Origin of the sequence: Pseudoxanthomonas sp. X-1, assembly GCF_020042665.1 — a bacterium.
GTDB lineage: Bacteria > Pseudomonadota > Gammaproteobacteria > Xanthomonadales > Xanthomonadaceae > Pseudoxanthomonas_A > Pseudoxanthomonas_A spadix_A.
In genome coordinates this window covers 216,133-229,294 of sequence record NZ_CP083376.1, presented here as the reverse complement: position 1 = coordinate 229,294, position 13,162 = coordinate 216,133, and the positions used below count along the sequence as shown (strand labels likewise).

General features: G+C 71.9%; 13 protein-coding genes. 8 read left to right on the top strand and 5 right to left on the bottom strand.

Features of this window, described 5'->3' with window-relative positions:
- The first annotated feature begins 20 nt into the window (after window positions 1-20).
- Window positions 21-803: a SprT family zinc-dependent metalloprotease gene (locus tag LAJ50_RS00965; protein ID WP_138651436.1), complete on the top strand. Its 783-nt coding sequence runs from the start codon at window positions 21-23 to the stop codon at window positions 801-803.
- A 69-nt stretch (window positions 804-872) separates the two neighbouring features.
- Here LAJ50_RS00965 and LAJ50_RS00960 read toward each other — a convergent pair whose 3' ends face one another.
- Window positions 873-1,730: an alpha/beta hydrolase gene (locus LAJ50_RS00960; RefSeq protein ID WP_138651378.1), complete on the bottom strand. Its 858-nt coding sequence runs from the start codon at window positions 1,728-1,730 to the stop codon at window positions 873-875.
- Window positions 1,727-2,719, bottom strand: coding sequence for a ferrochelatase (hemH, locus tag LAJ50_RS00955; protein WP_205961503.1), 993 nt, complete (start codon window positions 2,717-2,719; stop codon window positions 1,727-1,729). Before hemH ends, LAJ50_RS00960 begins: the two co-directional genes overlap by 4 nt.
- A gap of 165 nt (window positions 2,720-2,884) precedes the next feature.
- On the opposite strand from hemH, the gene LAJ50_RS00950 reads away from it, so the two are divergent.
- The 4 genes from LAJ50_RS00950 (at window position 2,885) to tatC (ending at window position 5,379) form a co-directional block, all read left to right on the top strand.
- Window positions 2,885-3,796, top strand: a complete 912-nt coding sequence (locus tag LAJ50_RS00950; protein WP_138651380.1) for a lipid-binding SYLF domain-containing protein — start codon at window positions 2,885-2,887, stop codon at window positions 3,794-3,796.
- Between the two features lie 106 nt (window positions 3,797-3,902).
- On the top strand, window positions 3,903-4,139 hold the full coding sequence (gene tatA, locus LAJ50_RS00945) for a Sec-independent protein translocase subunit TatA (RefSeq protein ID WP_130514837.1): 237 nt from the start codon (window positions 3,903-3,905) through the stop codon (window positions 4,137-4,139).
- A gap of 63 nt (window positions 4,140-4,202) precedes the next feature.
- Window positions 4,203-4,634: a Sec-independent protein translocase protein TatB gene (tatB, locus tag LAJ50_RS00940; protein WP_138651381.1), complete on the top strand. Its 432-nt coding sequence runs from the start codon at window positions 4,203-4,205 to the stop codon at window positions 4,632-4,634.
- Window positions 4,615-5,379 carry a twin-arginine translocase subunit TatC gene (gene tatC, locus LAJ50_RS00935; RefSeq protein ID WP_130551255.1) on the top strand — a complete coding sequence of 255 codons (765 nt, stop codon included), beginning with the start codon at window positions 4,615-4,617 and terminating at the stop codon, window positions 5,377-5,379. Before tatB ends, tatC begins: the two co-directional genes overlap by 20 nt.
- 344 nt (window positions 5,380-5,723) lie before the next feature.
- Here the strand turns inward: tatC and LAJ50_RS00930 are convergent, their stop codons facing one another.
- The 3 genes from LAJ50_RS00930 to LAJ50_RS00920 form a co-directional block, all read right to left on the bottom strand.
- Window positions 5,724-6,611, bottom strand: coding sequence for a BPSS1780 family membrane protein (locus tag LAJ50_RS00930; protein WP_138651382.1), 888 nt, complete (start codon window positions 6,609-6,611; stop codon window positions 5,724-5,726).
- 62 nt (window positions 6,612-6,673) lie between these two features.
- Complete coding sequence (locus LAJ50_RS00925) at window positions 6,674-7,399, bottom strand: glutamine amidotransferase (protein WP_138651383.1); 726 nt, start codon at window positions 7,397-7,399, stop codon at window positions 6,674-6,676.
- Entirely contained in the window at window positions 7,396-9,204 is a 1,809-nt protein-coding gene (locus LAJ50_RS00920) for a GspE/PulE family protein (protein ID WP_138651384.1), read from the bottom strand. Before LAJ50_RS00920 ends, LAJ50_RS00925 begins: the two co-directional genes overlap by 4 nt.
- Before the next feature lie 91 nt (window positions 9,205-9,295).
- On the opposite strand from LAJ50_RS00920, the gene glyQ reads away from it, so the two are divergent.
- The 3 genes from glyQ to glyS all read left to right on the top strand — a co-directional run bounded on the left by glyQ (window position 9,296) and on the right by glyS (window position 13,151).
- Window positions 9,296-10,225: a glycine--tRNA ligase subunit alpha gene (gene glyQ, locus LAJ50_RS00915; protein WP_138651385.1), complete on the top strand. Its 930-nt coding sequence runs from the start codon at window positions 9,296-9,298 to the stop codon at window positions 10,223-10,225.
- Window positions 10,222-10,854: a glutathione S-transferase family protein gene (locus LAJ50_RS00910; RefSeq protein ID WP_138651386.1), complete on the top strand. Its 633-nt coding sequence runs from the start codon at window positions 10,222-10,224 to the stop codon at window positions 10,852-10,854. The genes glyQ and LAJ50_RS00910 overlap by 4 nt, the downstream gene beginning before the upstream one ends.
- Window positions 10,855-10,925: 71 nt before the next feature.
- Window positions 10,926-13,151: a glycine--tRNA ligase subunit beta gene (glyS, locus tag LAJ50_RS00905; RefSeq protein ID WP_138651387.1), complete on the top strand. Its 2,226-nt coding sequence runs from the start codon at window positions 10,926-10,928 to the stop codon at window positions 13,149-13,151.
- The last annotated feature ends 11 nt before the right edge of the window (window positions 13,152-13,162 follow it).

Here is a 13,162-nt window from a genome sequence, read left to right as displayed (position 1 = left end):
GCGTCCGTACAATGGCCGGCATGTTGCTGCGCCGGCTCATCGCCAAACCCACCCGCACGGTCGAGCGGGACACCGTGCTGTTCCCCGCGGCCGACGGCGGCGCCCCGATCCAGATCCAGCGCGTGCGCGACCCGCGCGCCCGCCGCATCCGCCTGAGCGTGGACGAGCGCGGGGCGCGCCTGACCCTGCCGATGCGCGCCAGTCTGGTCGCCGGCGATCGCTTCCTCGCCCTGCACCGCGACTGGCTCTACGACCAACTGGCCCGCAGCGTGCAGGCCTGCGAAGTGCAGCCGCTGCAGCCGGGCCAGAGCACGCACCTGCCGCTGCGCGGCGCGCTGATTCCTTTGCACTGGCAGCCCGGCCGCTACGCGCGCCTGGCGCTGGAGGACGACGGCCTGCACGTGCAGTGGCCGGCGCGCGGCTCGCAGGCCACCCTGGCGCGCGCGCTGCGCGAGTTCTACGAGGCCCAGGCGCGCAGCGACGTGGCGCGCTGGATGCCGCGCCACCTGCCCGGCCTGCCGCGCGCGCCGTCGCGGCTGCGGCTGAAGATCATGTCCTCGCAATGGGGCTCGCTGAGTCCGGACGGCACGATGGCGCTGGACCTGTCGCTGGTGCTGGCCCGGCCGAGCGCGTTCGAATACGTGCTGGTCCACGAGCTGTGCCACCTGGCCCAGGCCAACCACTCCCAGGCGTTCTGGAACGAGGTCGAACGCCGCTTCCCCGACTGGCGCGCCGAACGCGCCTACTTCCACGAAGAAGGCCGCGCCCTCAAGGCGCAGCTGCGCGCGCTGCTGCAGCCCTGAAGCAACAGGCACCTGTGGGTGGAGCCGGCTGGAGCTGGCTGGGAGCCGCCATGGCGGCTCCCACAGCGGTCAGTCGTTGCTGCCGAGCGCGTTGCCGATCAGCGCGGCCACGGCGGCGGGGTCGTCCATGTGCACGTGGTGGTGGCCAGGCAGCACGAAGGTCTGGCCGTGGCGCAGGCGCGCGGCGCGCTGGCTGCGGATCGGCTCAGGGAAGTAGGGCTGGGCGGGCGTGGCCAGGATCACCCGCGCCGGGCAGTCGATCGATTCGACGATGGCATCGACCTGGGCATGCGTGGCGCGGTACAGCGAGGGCAGCATCAGGCGCGGATCACTGCTCCAGACCCAGCCGGCGTCGACCGCGCGCACGCCGCGCTCGACCAGCAGGGCCGCGCTGGCCTGGCTCAGGCCGTTGGCCTGCATGCGCGCACGCACCGGCGCGTCCAGCGATGCGAACACGCGCAGCGGCCGTCGCGCGGGCTGGCGCGCCCGCTCGATGGCATCGCGCAGGCGGCCGCCGGCCTCGGCCGCGTCCTCGGCCAGGCCGCCCAGCGCCTCGATGCACACCAGCGCGCGCACGCGCCGCGGGCAAGCCGCGGCAATCAGGCTCGAGATCCCGGCCCCCATCGAATGCCCGAGCAGCGCGAAGCGCGTCCAGCCGAGCGCATCGGCCGCGTCGAGCACCGCGTTGATCGCCACGAACGGCGAATACTCCACACCCGGCGGCAGGTGCGGACTGTGACCGTGCCCGGGCAGGTCCAGCGCCAGCACGTCCAGCGGCTGCGGCAGATGCTCGAACAACGGCAGCCAGCTGGCCGCGTTGTCCAGCCAGCCGTGCAGGGCGATGACCTTGGGCCCGTGCGGATCGCCGCCGCGCAGCGCGGCCAGCGCGCCGACCTGGGTCGGCACCGTGACCGGGCGCAGGCTCATGCCCGCATCGGCCCGAACTGGCGCTCCAGCATCGCCACCAGCGCGCGCGCATGGGCGGGCGCGTCGTTGAGGCAGGGGATGTAGCGCAGCGTGCCGCCGGCGTGGGCGAAGCCCTCGGCGAACTGCATGCCCACCTCCTCCAGCGTCTCCAGGCAGTCCACGGCGAAGCCCGGGCAGACCACGTCGACCTGGGTCACCCCGCGCGCGGCCAGGGCGGCCAGCTCGGCGTCGGTCGCCGGCTCCAGCCAGCGTTCGGCGCCGAAGCGCGACTGGTAGGTCAGCGTCCACTCGCCCTCGCCCAGGCCCAGCGCCTGGGCGATCAGCGCGGCGCTGCGCTCGCAGCGCTGCGGATAGGGATCGCCGCCGTCGGCCACGCGCTGGGGCAGGCCGTGGAAGGAGAACAGCAGGTGCGCGCCAGCGCCATGCTGGGCGCGCCATTGCGCGATCGACGCGGCGACCGCGGCGATCCAGTCCGGGTCGTCCGAATAGTCCTCGACCCACTGCAGGCGCGCGTCCGGCGCCGATGGGTGCACCGCGCGCGCCGCGTCCTGCATCGAGGCGGTGGTCGTGGTCGAGTACTGCGGATAAAGCGGCAGCATCCGCACCAGCCCGCCCTCGTCCCGGAGCCGCTGCAGCAGCGCGCGCAGCGAGGGTTCGCCGTAGCGCATGGCCGGCAGCACGCGCCAGTGCGGCAGCAGGGCCTGCACCTGCGCGGCCAGGCCGGTGGTGTACACGGCCAGCGGCGAGCCGCCCTCCAGCCAGACCTTGGCGTACTTCTCCGCCGACTTGGGTCCGCGCAGCGGCAGGATCACCCCGCGCAGCAGCGGCTGCCACAGCCAGCGCGGAATCGCGACCACGCGCGGGTCGCTGAGGAACTCGGCCAGGTAGCGGCGCACCGCCGGCGCGGTCGGCGCGGTCGGTGTGCCCAGATTGGCCAGCACCAGCGTGCCGGCGACGGCGGAGGCGGGAGAGGAAGCAGCCTGGCCCATGGCCGCGGCGGAGGGAGCGTCGGACATGCGCGGCATGATGACAGATGCCGCGCGGGCTCATGGCCGATTCACTCGCCGCTCACTAGGCTCGCGGCGTTGCATGGCGGCCGATGGCATCGTCGGCGCGCGCTGCGTTGTCCCGCCACTTTCCCCGGAGCCTCCCGCATGCCCCTGTCCCGTTCCACGCCGCGTCGCCTTGCCCGCCTGGGCGTGCTGCTGCTGGCCAGCCTGGCCGCCACGCAGGCCTTCGCCGGCACCGAGCAGGACGATCGCGCCACCAACGCCACGCGCGTGCTGGCCGACATCCAGCGCATCCCCGAGGAATCCATCCCCGACAAACTGCTGGACGAGGGCAAGGCGATCATCGTCATCCCCGACTCGCTCAAGGTCGGCCTGGTGTTCGGCGGGCGCAGCGGCCACGGCCTGATGTCGGTGAAGAACCCCGACGGCACCTGGTCGCAGCCGGTGTTCGTCAAGCTCACCGGCGGCAGCGTCGGCTTCCAGGCCGGCGTGCAGTCCTCGGACATCGTGCTGGTGTTCCGCAACGACCGCTCGCTCAACAACATCGTCAACGGCAAGGTGACCCTGGGCGCCGATGCCGGCGTGGCCGCCGGCCCGGTAGGACGCAACGCGTCGGCCGCCACCGACGGCCAGCTCAAGGCCGAGATCTGGTCGTGGTCGCGCGCGCGCGGCCTGTTCGCCGGCATCGCCCTGGACGGCGCCGTGCTGTCCATCGACAACGACGCCAACGTGGCCGCCTACGGCGCGGGCGCCACGCCCCGGGCGATCTTCGAGGCGCGCGCCGGCCGGCCCTCGTCGCAGGTGGTGGCCTTCCGCGATGAACTCGAGGAAGCCACCGCTGCCGCGCGCGCCGCACGTGGCGGCGACGCCCGTCCGGTGGTCACCACCGGCACGCCCAGCGCGCCGCCGGCCGCGCCGGCCTATCCCGAGGCACAGACCGCGCCGATCGGCGCCGGCCAGCCGGCGCAGGCGCAGCCCGCGCAGCCGCAGCCGGCGCCGCAGCAGGGCTTCCAGCCGGTGGGCGAAGGTGAAATCCGCACCGAACAGCTGAACTGAACGCCCCTGGCCGTCGCGCGGCCGCCGGCTTGCGGTCGCCGTGGTCAGCACAAGCGCGCGCCGCGTAGGCTATCCTGACCGTCCACTTCTTCCCGGCGGGTCCGACATGGGCGGTTTGAGCATCTGGCACTGGATCATCGTGTTGGCCATCGTGCTGCTGGTGTTCGGCACCAAGCGCCTGACCAGCGGCGCCAAGGACCTGGGCAGCGCGGTGAAGGAATTCAAGAAGGGCATGCGCGACGACGAGGACAAGCCGGTCGCGCGCCTGTCCGACGAGGCGCGTGGCGCCGACGAGGCCGCCGCCAAGGAGCGCGAGCGCGAACGCAGCGGCGACGCCCGCTGACCGCAGGCGCTGTCGTGGTGGCACCCTGCCCGCGCCGGCCCGGCTGAGGCCCAAGGCGCCGTCATGTTCGAGATCGGCTTCCCCGAACTCATCGTCATCGCCGTGGTCGCGCTGGTGGTGCTCGGCCCCGAGCGCCTGCCCAAGGCGGCCCGCTTCGCGGGGCTGTGGGTGCGCCGGGCGCGCAACCAGTGGGATTCGGTCAAGCAGGAGCTGGAGCGCGAGCTGGCCGCCGAGGAGCTCAAGCGCAATCTGCACGAGGCCCAGGAGGCCCTGCGCCGTACCGAGGAACAGGCACGCCGCGGCGGCGCCCAGGCCCAGCAGCAGTTCGACGAACTGCGCACCGCGGTGAAGGACACCGGCGCCGAGCAAGGCGCCGCAGCGGGCGCGGACACCGCCGCCGACGTGGCCGCCGCGTCCGCGCCGCAGGCGCACGTCGAACCCGCCGCCGTTGAACCCACCGCGTCCGAGCCAGGCCATGAACGCCCCCGTGCCTGATCGCTCCGAGCACGAGGCCGAAAGCAGCCTGATGGAGCACCTGATCGAGCTGCGCACGCGGCTGATCCGGGGCCTGGCCGGCGTGGCGGTGGTGCTGGTGATCGCCGTGCCCTTCGCCAAGCGCATCTTCGAGCACCTGGCCCGTCCCCTGCTCTCGCAGCTGCCGGTCGATCAGGCCGCCAAGATGATCGCCGCCGACCCGACCTCGGGCTTCTTCGCGCCGATCAAGCTGGCCTTCTATCTGGCCCTGTTCGTGTCCTCGCCATGGCTGATCTACCAGGCCTGGTGCTTCGTCGCGCCGGGCCTGTACCGGCACGAGAAGCGCCTGGCCGTGCCACTGCTGGTGTCCTCGATCGCGCTGTTCTTCGCCGGCTGCGCCTTCGCCTACTTCGCCGTGCTGCCGGCGGTGTTCCATGCGCTGACGCTGTTCACCCCCGACGTGGTGACCCTGGCGCCGGATCCGGCCAAGTACCTGGACTTCGTGGTGGTGATCTTCCTGGCCTTCGGCCTGAGCTTCGAGCTGCCGGTGGCCATGGTGATCGTGGTGGCCTTGGGACTGGTCACGCCGCAGCAGCTCAAGGAATCGCGCGGCTACGCCATCGTCGGCGTCTTCATCATCGCCGCGATCATCACCCCGCCCGACGTGGTCTCCCAGCTGATGCTGGCCCTGCCGATGTGCCTGCTCTACGAGCTCGGCATCCTCGCCTGCCGCTGGGTCCTCCCCCGTAAAGCCGCCCAAGCCTGAAGCTCGCGCCCAGTGGGCTCCAGCTCTTTGTGGGAGCCGCCATGGCGACATGGCCTTCCCGGTAAAGCCGCATCGCCGCCGTGGCGGCTCCCACAATGGGGCTGGACCCGCTGCGGATGGATCGGGACTTCTTTCGAGCCGAAGCCTATTCGCTCAACGCGCGCGGCAGCGGGCCGGCGGGCGGTGGCCGCGCCGAGCGAGGCAGGAAGCCGAGCGCCCGAATCAGGGCAGGATGCCCTGATGGAGGGAAAAGCGGCCACCGCCCGCCGGACCGCTGCCCATCCGAAGCCAGGAATCCACGCGCCGCAATTCCCCAAGAGGGAAGAACCCCGACCGGAGGAACGTCAGGCCGCGAAGGTCGAAGGCGGCGGCAGCGGGCCGGTCGGCGCGACGGCGCCGGGCTGGCCCAGCAGCTGGCTCCAGGCGCTGGTCACGCAGCCGGCCAGCAGCGGCAGCATCACGCCCATCAGCAGCACGTTGGTCAGCAGAATGCCCAGCAGCTGGCCGGCGACCATGGCCACCGCCAGGCCCAGCAGCTGCACGACCACCAGCAGCGGCACCAGCACGATCACCAGCAACAGGTAGAACACCACCACCGCCGGCAGGTTGTGCAGGCAGGCGCGCAGGCTGTTGAACATCGCCTCCAGGCCGCGACGCTGGCCGAACAGCACGTCCGGCACCGCCACGAACACCAGCAGGCTGGCCACCAGGCCGCCGGCGATCAGCAGCAGCAGCCACAGCAGCAGGCGCCCGGCCGGCAGCTGCGCCACCATCGCCGGATCGGGCTGGCCGCCGCTGGCGGCCTGCTGCTCGAGATGGCCGATGACCTCCTGCAGCTTCTGCACCCCGTCGGTGCCCAGCAGCGCCATCAGCAGCACGCCGGCGGCGATGGCCAGCAGCACCTGCGGCAGCAGCGTGGCCACCAGGCTGGAGATGCGGCCGGAGCGGAACCCGCCGAACAGGTCGCCCGGCACCACCGGCTGCGCGCCGGCCACCTTGCGGGCCGCGCCGACCATGCCCGCGAACAGCACCGGCGAGGCCAGCCCCAGCAGCAGCTGCAGGAACAGCCCCGGCACCGTGGCCAGCGCCATGACCTGCGCCACCAGCAGCGACAGCAGCGCCCACAGCGCGCCCAGCGCGCCCAGCTGCAGCGGCGCGCGCTTGAGCGCGGCCAGCCCGTCCAGCAGCCATTGCGCGCCGGCGCTCGCGGGCACCTTGTTGATCATCGACATCGAGACACTTCCGAAAGAACGCAGGGGGGAGGACAGGAACGGCCCGGCGCGCCTGGCCGGGGTCAGCGGGCGCGGGCCTGTCGCGCGTGGCGCACGAACCGCCGCAACAGTGTGCGCGCCTGCGGCGCGGCCGTCACCTCGCGGTGGATGCGCACCGGGCACTGGCCGGTGCTGCGCAGGTGCTCGGCGCGGGCGACCACGTAGCCGCGCATGTGGTGGGTGGCGAATTCGGGGTGGAACTGCACGCCCCAGGCGCGCTCGCCCCAGCGGAAGGCCTGGCAGCCGTCGCGCTGCGAACGCGCCAGCACCGTGGCCCCTTCCGGCGCGCGCAGCACCGTCTGCACATGGCTGGTGTGGGCCATGAAGCCCTCGGGCAGGTGCGCGAACAGCGGGTCCTGCGCGGCCGGCGGATGCAGATCGATGCGCACCGTGCCCGATTCGCGCCCGGCCGGGTTGTAGGCCACCTCGCCGCCCAGCGCGTGGGCCAGCAGCTGGTGGCCGTAGCAGATGCCCAGCAGCGGCCGGCCCTCGTGCGCGGCCTGGCGCAGCCAGCCGGCCGCGCGCTCGCTCCAGTCGGCGCGGTCGGTGACCATGGCCGAGGAGCCGGAGACGATGATCCCGGCGAAGTCGCCATGCGCGGGCAGCGCGTCGCCGCGCTCGACATTGGCCACCACCGCCTCGTCGGCCTCCAGGCCGGCGGCGACGCGGATCCAGTGGGAAAAGCCACCATGGCGCTTGAGGCTGCGCAGCGGCTGGCCGGTTTCGACGATCAGGAAGGGCGGATTCATTCCCGAGGGGGCAGGACGGAGACGACTTCCTCGATTGTCGTCAGACCGCGCGCCACCATGTCAAGGCCCGCGTCGCGCAGCGTGCGCATGCCCTGGATGCGCGCGGCCCGGGTGAAGGCGGCCAGCTCCATGTCGGCGCGGATCATCGCCCGCAGCTGCGGGGTCAGCGGCATCAGCTCGTACAGGCCCACGCGGCCCAGGTAGCCGGTGCGGCGGCACTCCAGGCAGCCCACCGGGGCGTTGGGCGCGGCATCCTCGGGCACCTGGCGGCCGGTTTCCAGCAGCGCGTCCCAGGCATGGGCCGGCAGCGTGGTCGGCTGGCGGCAGTGCGGGCACAGGGTGCGCACCAGGCGCTGGGCCAGCACGCCGCTCAGGGTCGAGGCGACCAGGTAGTGCGCCACGCCCAGGTCCAGCAGGCGGGTGATGGCCGAGGGCGCGTCGTTGGTGTGCAGGGTGGACAGCACCAGGTGGCCGGTCAGCGAGGCCTGCACCGCCATCTGCGCGGTCTCCAGGTCGCGGATCTCGCCGATCATGATGATGTCCGGGTCCTGGCGCAGCAGGGTGCGCACGCCGGAGGCGAAGTCCAGGTCGATGTTGTTCTGGACCTGCATCTGGTTGAACTCGGGCGAGATCATCTCGATGGGGTCTTCGACCGTGCACACGTTGACGTCGGCGGTGGCCAGCTTGCGCAGGGTCGAGTACAGCGTGGTGGTCTTGCCCGAGCCGGTCGGGCCGGTCACCAGCACGATGCCGTGCGGCGCCTCGACCAGCGCGTTCCAGCCGGCGGCCTCGGTCGGGCTGAAGCCCAGCTCGGCGATCGGCTTGAACGCGGTGTCCGGGTCGAAGATGCGCATCACGCACTTCTCGCCGAAGGCGGTGGGCATGGTCGACAGGCGCATCTCGACCTCGCGCCCGCCGGGCGAGCGGGTCTTGATGCGGCCGTCCTGCGGGCGGCGGCGCTCGGCCAGGTCCATGCGGCCGAGCACCTTGATGCGCGAGACCACCGCGGTCATCACCGGCGGCGGCAGCTCGAACACCTTGTGCAGCACCCCGTCGATGCGGAAGCGGATGCGGCCCAGCTCGCGGCGCGGCTCCAGGTGGATGTCCGAGGCGCGCTGTTCGTAGGCGTACTGCAGCATCCAGTCGACGATCTGCACCACGTGGTGGTCGTCGGCGCCGACCTCGCCGCTCTGGCCCAGATCGACCAGCTGCTCGAAGCTGGGCATCGCGGCGTTCTGCTCGCGGTCGCGCATGTCCTTGGCGCCGCGCACCGAGCGCGTCACGCCGAAGAACTCCATCGTGTAGCGGTGCAGGTCCAGCGGATTGACCAGCACCAGCTCGATCTGGCGCCGGGTCAGGTGGGTCAGGTCCGGCTTCCAGCTCAGGTCCAGCGGTTCGCTGGTGGCGATCAGCACGCGGTCGTGTTCGACCGCCAGCGGCAGGATGCGGTGGCGTCGGGCATAGGCCTGGCTGACCACCGCGGTGACGCTGGCCACGTCCACCCGGGTCGGGTCGATGCGCAGGTAGCGCACCTCCACGCGCCGGGCCAGCCACTCGGTCAGGCGCTCCAGGCTCAGCTCGCCCCCCGCCGCGGCGGCCAGCTTGAGGTTGGCCAGCAGCACCAGCGGATGCACCTCGCTGGCGCTGCGCGCGCCGGCGGCGGACATCTGGATGCGGCCGCGGTCGGCCTCGGCCACCAGGCCGTCGGCCAGCAGTGCGCGGGTGACCTGGGCGAAGTCCAGCCGGCCCGACCCGAGCACCGTGGACTCCGGCGAGAAATCGGCCCTGCGCTGGGTCTGTTCCATGGCGGCGTCGGCTCCTGGCCGTGTCCCTGCGGCCGAAAGCGGCTGCATCACGCCCGTATACTAGCCCACCCCTTTTTCCGCCCTTCGCCGCATGACTGTCACGACGGCCACACCCATCACCTTCCAGGGCCTGATCCAGACCCTCAACCAGTTCTGGGCGGCGCAAGGCTGCGTGCTGATCCAGCCGCTGGACCTGGAGGTCGGCGCGGGCACCTTCCACCCGGCGACCTTCCTGCGCGCGCTCGGCCCGGAGCCGTGGAACGCGGCCTACGTGCAGCCCTCGCGCCGCCCCACCGACGGCCGCTACGGCGAGAATCCCAACCGCCTGCAGCGCTACTACCAGTACCAGGTGGCGATGAAGCCCAACCCGGACAACATCCAGCAGCTGTACCTGGATTCGCTCAAGGCGCTGGGCATCGACCCGCTGGTGCACGACCTGCGCTTCGTCGAGGACAACTGGGAATCGCCGACGCTCGGCGCCTGGGGCCTGGGCTGGGAAGTGTGGTTGAACGGCATGGAGGTCACCCAGTTCACCTACTTCCAGCAGGCCGGCGGCCTGGAGTGCAGGCCGGTGCTGGGCGAGATCACCTACGGACTCGAGCGCCTGTGCATGTACCTGCAGGACTGCGACAACGTCTACGACCTGGTCTGGACCTACGGCCCGGACGGCGCCCCGGTGACCTACGGCGACGTCTACCACCAGAACGAGGTGGAGCAGAGCGCGTACAACTTCGAGCACGCCGACGTGGCCGAGCTGTTCCACCGCTTCGACGCCTGCGAGCGCGAGGCGATCAAGCTGGTCGAGGCCGGCCTGCCGCTGCCCGCCTACGAGCAGGTGACCAAGGCCAGCCACAGCTTCAACCTGCTCGACGCGCGCCGCGCCATCAGCGTGACCGAGCGCCAGCGCTACATCCTGCGCGTGCGCGCCCTGGCCCAGGCCGTGGCCAAGGCCTATTACGCGCAGCGCGAGAAGCTCGGCTTCCCGGGGCTCAAGCGCGCCGCGCACGAGGCCGCGGCATGATCCTGATCGGCATGTTCGACTCGCCGTTCGTGCGCCGCGTGGCGGTGAGCATGGACGTGCTGGGCATGCCCTTCGAGCATCGCGACTGGTCGGTGGGCCGCGACTTCGACCGCATCCGCGCCTACAGCCCGCTCGGCCGCGTCCCGGTGCTGGTGCTGGACGACGGCGAAGCGCTGACCGAATCGGCGGTGATCCTGGACTACCTCGACGAGGTCGCGGGGCCGCAGCGCGCGCTGCTGCCCGCGCACGGTCCGGCACGGCGCCAGGCCCAGCGCCTGATGGGCTTCGCCACCGGTGCCGTCGAGAAGGCGCTGCACCAGGTGATGGAGCGCGTGTTCCGTCCCGCGGACAAGCGCCACGCGCCGTGGGTCGAGCGCTGCAACGCGCAGATGCGCGGCGCCCTGGCGGTACTGGAGCAGACCTGCGTCGAGGCCGGCGAGCGCGAATGGCTCATCGGCGACGCGATGAGCCAGGCCGACATCACCCTGGCCTGCTGCACGACCTATGCGCGCGACGCGGTCCCGCACGATCTGGCCGACACGCCGGCGCTGGCCGCACGCGTGGCGCGCTACGAAGCGCTGCCGGTGTTCGCCAACCGCTACGTCCCGTTTTTCGCGCCGACCACCTGACGGCGCACGACGACCTTCCCGATGCACCTCGCTCGCCCGGCCGAGCGAGCCCCTCTCCAAGGCTTGACCACATGAGCGAACAACTTCCCCTCCTGATCGAACTGGGCACCGAGGAGCTGCCGGTCAAGGCGCTGCCGGGGCTGGCCGATGCGCTGTTCGACGGCATCAAGGCCGGGCTGGAAAAGCGCGGCGTGGCAGTGGACGCGCGCGAGGCCCGGCCGCTGTTCACCCCGCGCCGGCTGGCGGTGCTGCTGCCCGGCGTGGCGGTGGAGCAGCCCGAGCAGGCCAGCGAGGTGTTCGGCCCGTACGTGAACATCGCCCTGGACGCCGATGGCCAGCCGACCAAGGCGCTGAGCGGCTTCGCGGCCAAGGCCGGCGTGGACTGGACCCAGCTCGAGCGCACCACCGATGCCAAGGGCGAGCGCTTCGTGCTGCGCGCCACGCGCGCCGGCGCGCGCACTGCCGACCTGCTGCCCGAGGTGATCGCCGAGGCCGTGGCCGCCATGCCGATCCCCAAGCCGATGCGCTGGGGCGACCACGACTACGCCTTCGCCCGGCCGGTGCAGTGGCTGGTGGCGCTGCTGGGCGAGCAGGTCATCGCCACCACGCTGATGGGCGTGGCCGCGGGCCGCGAGAGCCGCGGGCATCGCTTCGAGCACGACGCGCCGGTGTCGATCGGCGCGCCGGGCGACTATGTGGCCGCGCTGGAGGCCGCGCGCGTGCTGGTCGATCCGCAGCAGCGCCGCGCGCGCATCATCGAACAGGTCCAGGCCGCGGCGCGCAGCGTCGATGGCGACGCGCGCGTCACCGACGACAACCTGGAACAGGTCGTGTGCCTGACCGAGTGGCCGAACGCGGTCGCCTGCAGTTTCGAACCCGCCTTCCTGGCCGTGCCGCAGGAAGCGCTGATCGAGACGATGGAGATCAACCAGAAGTTCTTCCCGGTGCTGCGCGATGGCGTGCTGACCGAGCACTTCATCGGCATCGCCAACATCGCCTCGCGCGACCCGGCGCAGGTGCGCGCCGGCTACGAGCGCGTGATCCGTCCGCGCTTCGCCGATGCCAAGTTCTTCTTCGACGAGGATCTCAAGCAGGGCCTGGTGGCGATGGGCGCGAGCCTTGCGACCGTGACCTACCAGGCCAAGCTGGGCACGGTGGCCGACAAGGTCGCGCGCGTGGCCGCGCTGGCGCAGGCCATTGCCCCGCAGGTCGGCGCCGACCCCGCGCTGGCCCGGCGTGCTGCGGAACTGTCCAAGAACGATCTGCAGTCGCGCATGGTCGGCGAGTTCCCCGAGCTGCAGGGCATCGCCGGGCGCCATTACGCGCTGGCGGCCGGTGAGCCGCAGGAGGTCGCGCTGGCCATCGACGAGGGCTACCAGCCGCGCTTCGCGGGCGACGACATCGCGCTCTCGCCGCTGGGCAAGGTGCTGGCCATCGCCGAGCGCCTGGATACGCTGGCCGGCGGCTTCGCAGCGGGCCTCAAGCCGACCGGCAACAAGGATCCGTTCGCGCTGCGCCGCAATGCGCTGGGGCTGGCGCGGACGATCATCGAGAGCGGGTTTGATCTGGACGTACGCGACCTGATCGGCTCGGCCGTCATGCAGACGGGCACCGCTGTCGCAGCGCATGCAGCTCGGAATGAGAAAGCCGGAAAGCCGGCCGAAGCGAATGCGCTGCTCGAGCCGGCGAAGGGCGACGACTTCGTGACCGATCACCTCAAGGGTCACTTTGCGGCGCACGGCAAGAGCTTGATGCAGCTGGATCTGGCACCGCTTGTTTCAGAGCTCTACGACTTCATCCTCGACCGCCTGAAGGGCTACTACGCCGACAAGGGTGTGCCGACCACGCAGTTCAACGCGGTGGCCGAACTCAAGCCCGCCTCGCTGTACGACTTCGACCGCCGCATCGAGGCCATCGGCACCTTCGCCGCGCTGCCCGAGGCCGCCGCGCTGGCCGCGGCCAACAAGCGCATCGGCAACATCCTCAAGAAGGCGCAGGCCGAGGGCGTGCAGATCCCCGACCATCTGGATCGCGGCCTGATCGAACACCCGGCCGAGGCCGCGCTGGCCGAGGCCGTGCAGGCCGCGATCGGCGACACCGACACCGCCCTGCACCAGCACGACTACGTCGCGGTGCTGGCGCGCCTGGCGCTGCTGCGCGAGCAGGTGGACAGCTTCTTCGACATGGTGATGGTCAACGCCGAGAACCCAGCCGTGCGCGGCAATCGCCTGGCCCTGCTGCATCGGCTGCACGCGCGCTTCGGCAAGGTGGCCGACATCGCGCAGCTTTCGGTCTGAGGACGGCCAAC

Coding starts and splice junctions, on each gene's coding strand:
- LAJ50_RS00965 (WP_138651436.1), top strand. CDS start 21: ATGTTGCTGCGCCGGCTCATCGCCAAACCCACCCGCACGGTCGAGCGG.
- LAJ50_RS00960 (WP_138651378.1), bottom strand. CDS start 1,730: ATGAGCCTGCGCCCGGTCACGGTGCCGACCCAGGTCGGCGCGCTGGCC.
- hemH (WP_205961503.1), bottom strand. CDS start 2,719: ATGGGCCAGGCTGCTTCCTCTCCCGCCTCCGCCGTCGCCGGCACGCTG.
- LAJ50_RS00950 (WP_138651380.1), top strand. CDS start 2,885: ATGCCCCTGTCCCGTTCCACGCCGCGTCGCCTTGCCCGCCTGGGCGTG.
- tatA (WP_130514837.1), top strand. CDS start 3,903: ATGGGCGGTTTGAGCATCTGGCACTGGATCATCGTGTTGGCCATCGTG.
- tatB (WP_138651381.1), top strand. CDS start 4,203: ATGTTCGAGATCGGCTTCCCCGAACTCATCGTCATCGCCGTGGTCGCG.
- tatC (WP_130551255.1), top strand. CDS start 4,615: ATGAACGCCCCCGTGCCTGATCGCTCCGAGCACGAGGCCGAAAGCAGC.
- LAJ50_RS00930 (WP_138651382.1), bottom strand. CDS start 6,611: ATGTCGATGATCAACAAGGTGCCCGCGAGCGCCGGCGCGCAATGGCTG.
- LAJ50_RS00925 (WP_138651383.1), bottom strand. CDS start 7,399: ATGAATCCGCCCTTCCTGATCGTCGAAACCGGCCAGCCGCTGCGCAGC.
- LAJ50_RS00920 (WP_138651384.1), bottom strand. CDS start 9,204: ATGGAACAGACCCAGCGCAGGGCCGATTTCTCGCCGGAGTCCACGGTG.
- glyQ (WP_138651385.1), top strand. CDS start 9,296: ATGACTGTCACGACGGCCACACCCATCACCTTCCAGGGCCTGATCCAG.
- LAJ50_RS00910 (WP_138651386.1), top strand. CDS start 10,222: ATGATCCTGATCGGCATGTTCGACTCGCCGTTCGTGCGCCGCGTGGCG.
- glyS (WP_138651387.1), top strand. CDS start 10,926: ATGAGCGAACAACTTCCCCTCCTGATCGAACTGGGCACCGAGGAGCTG.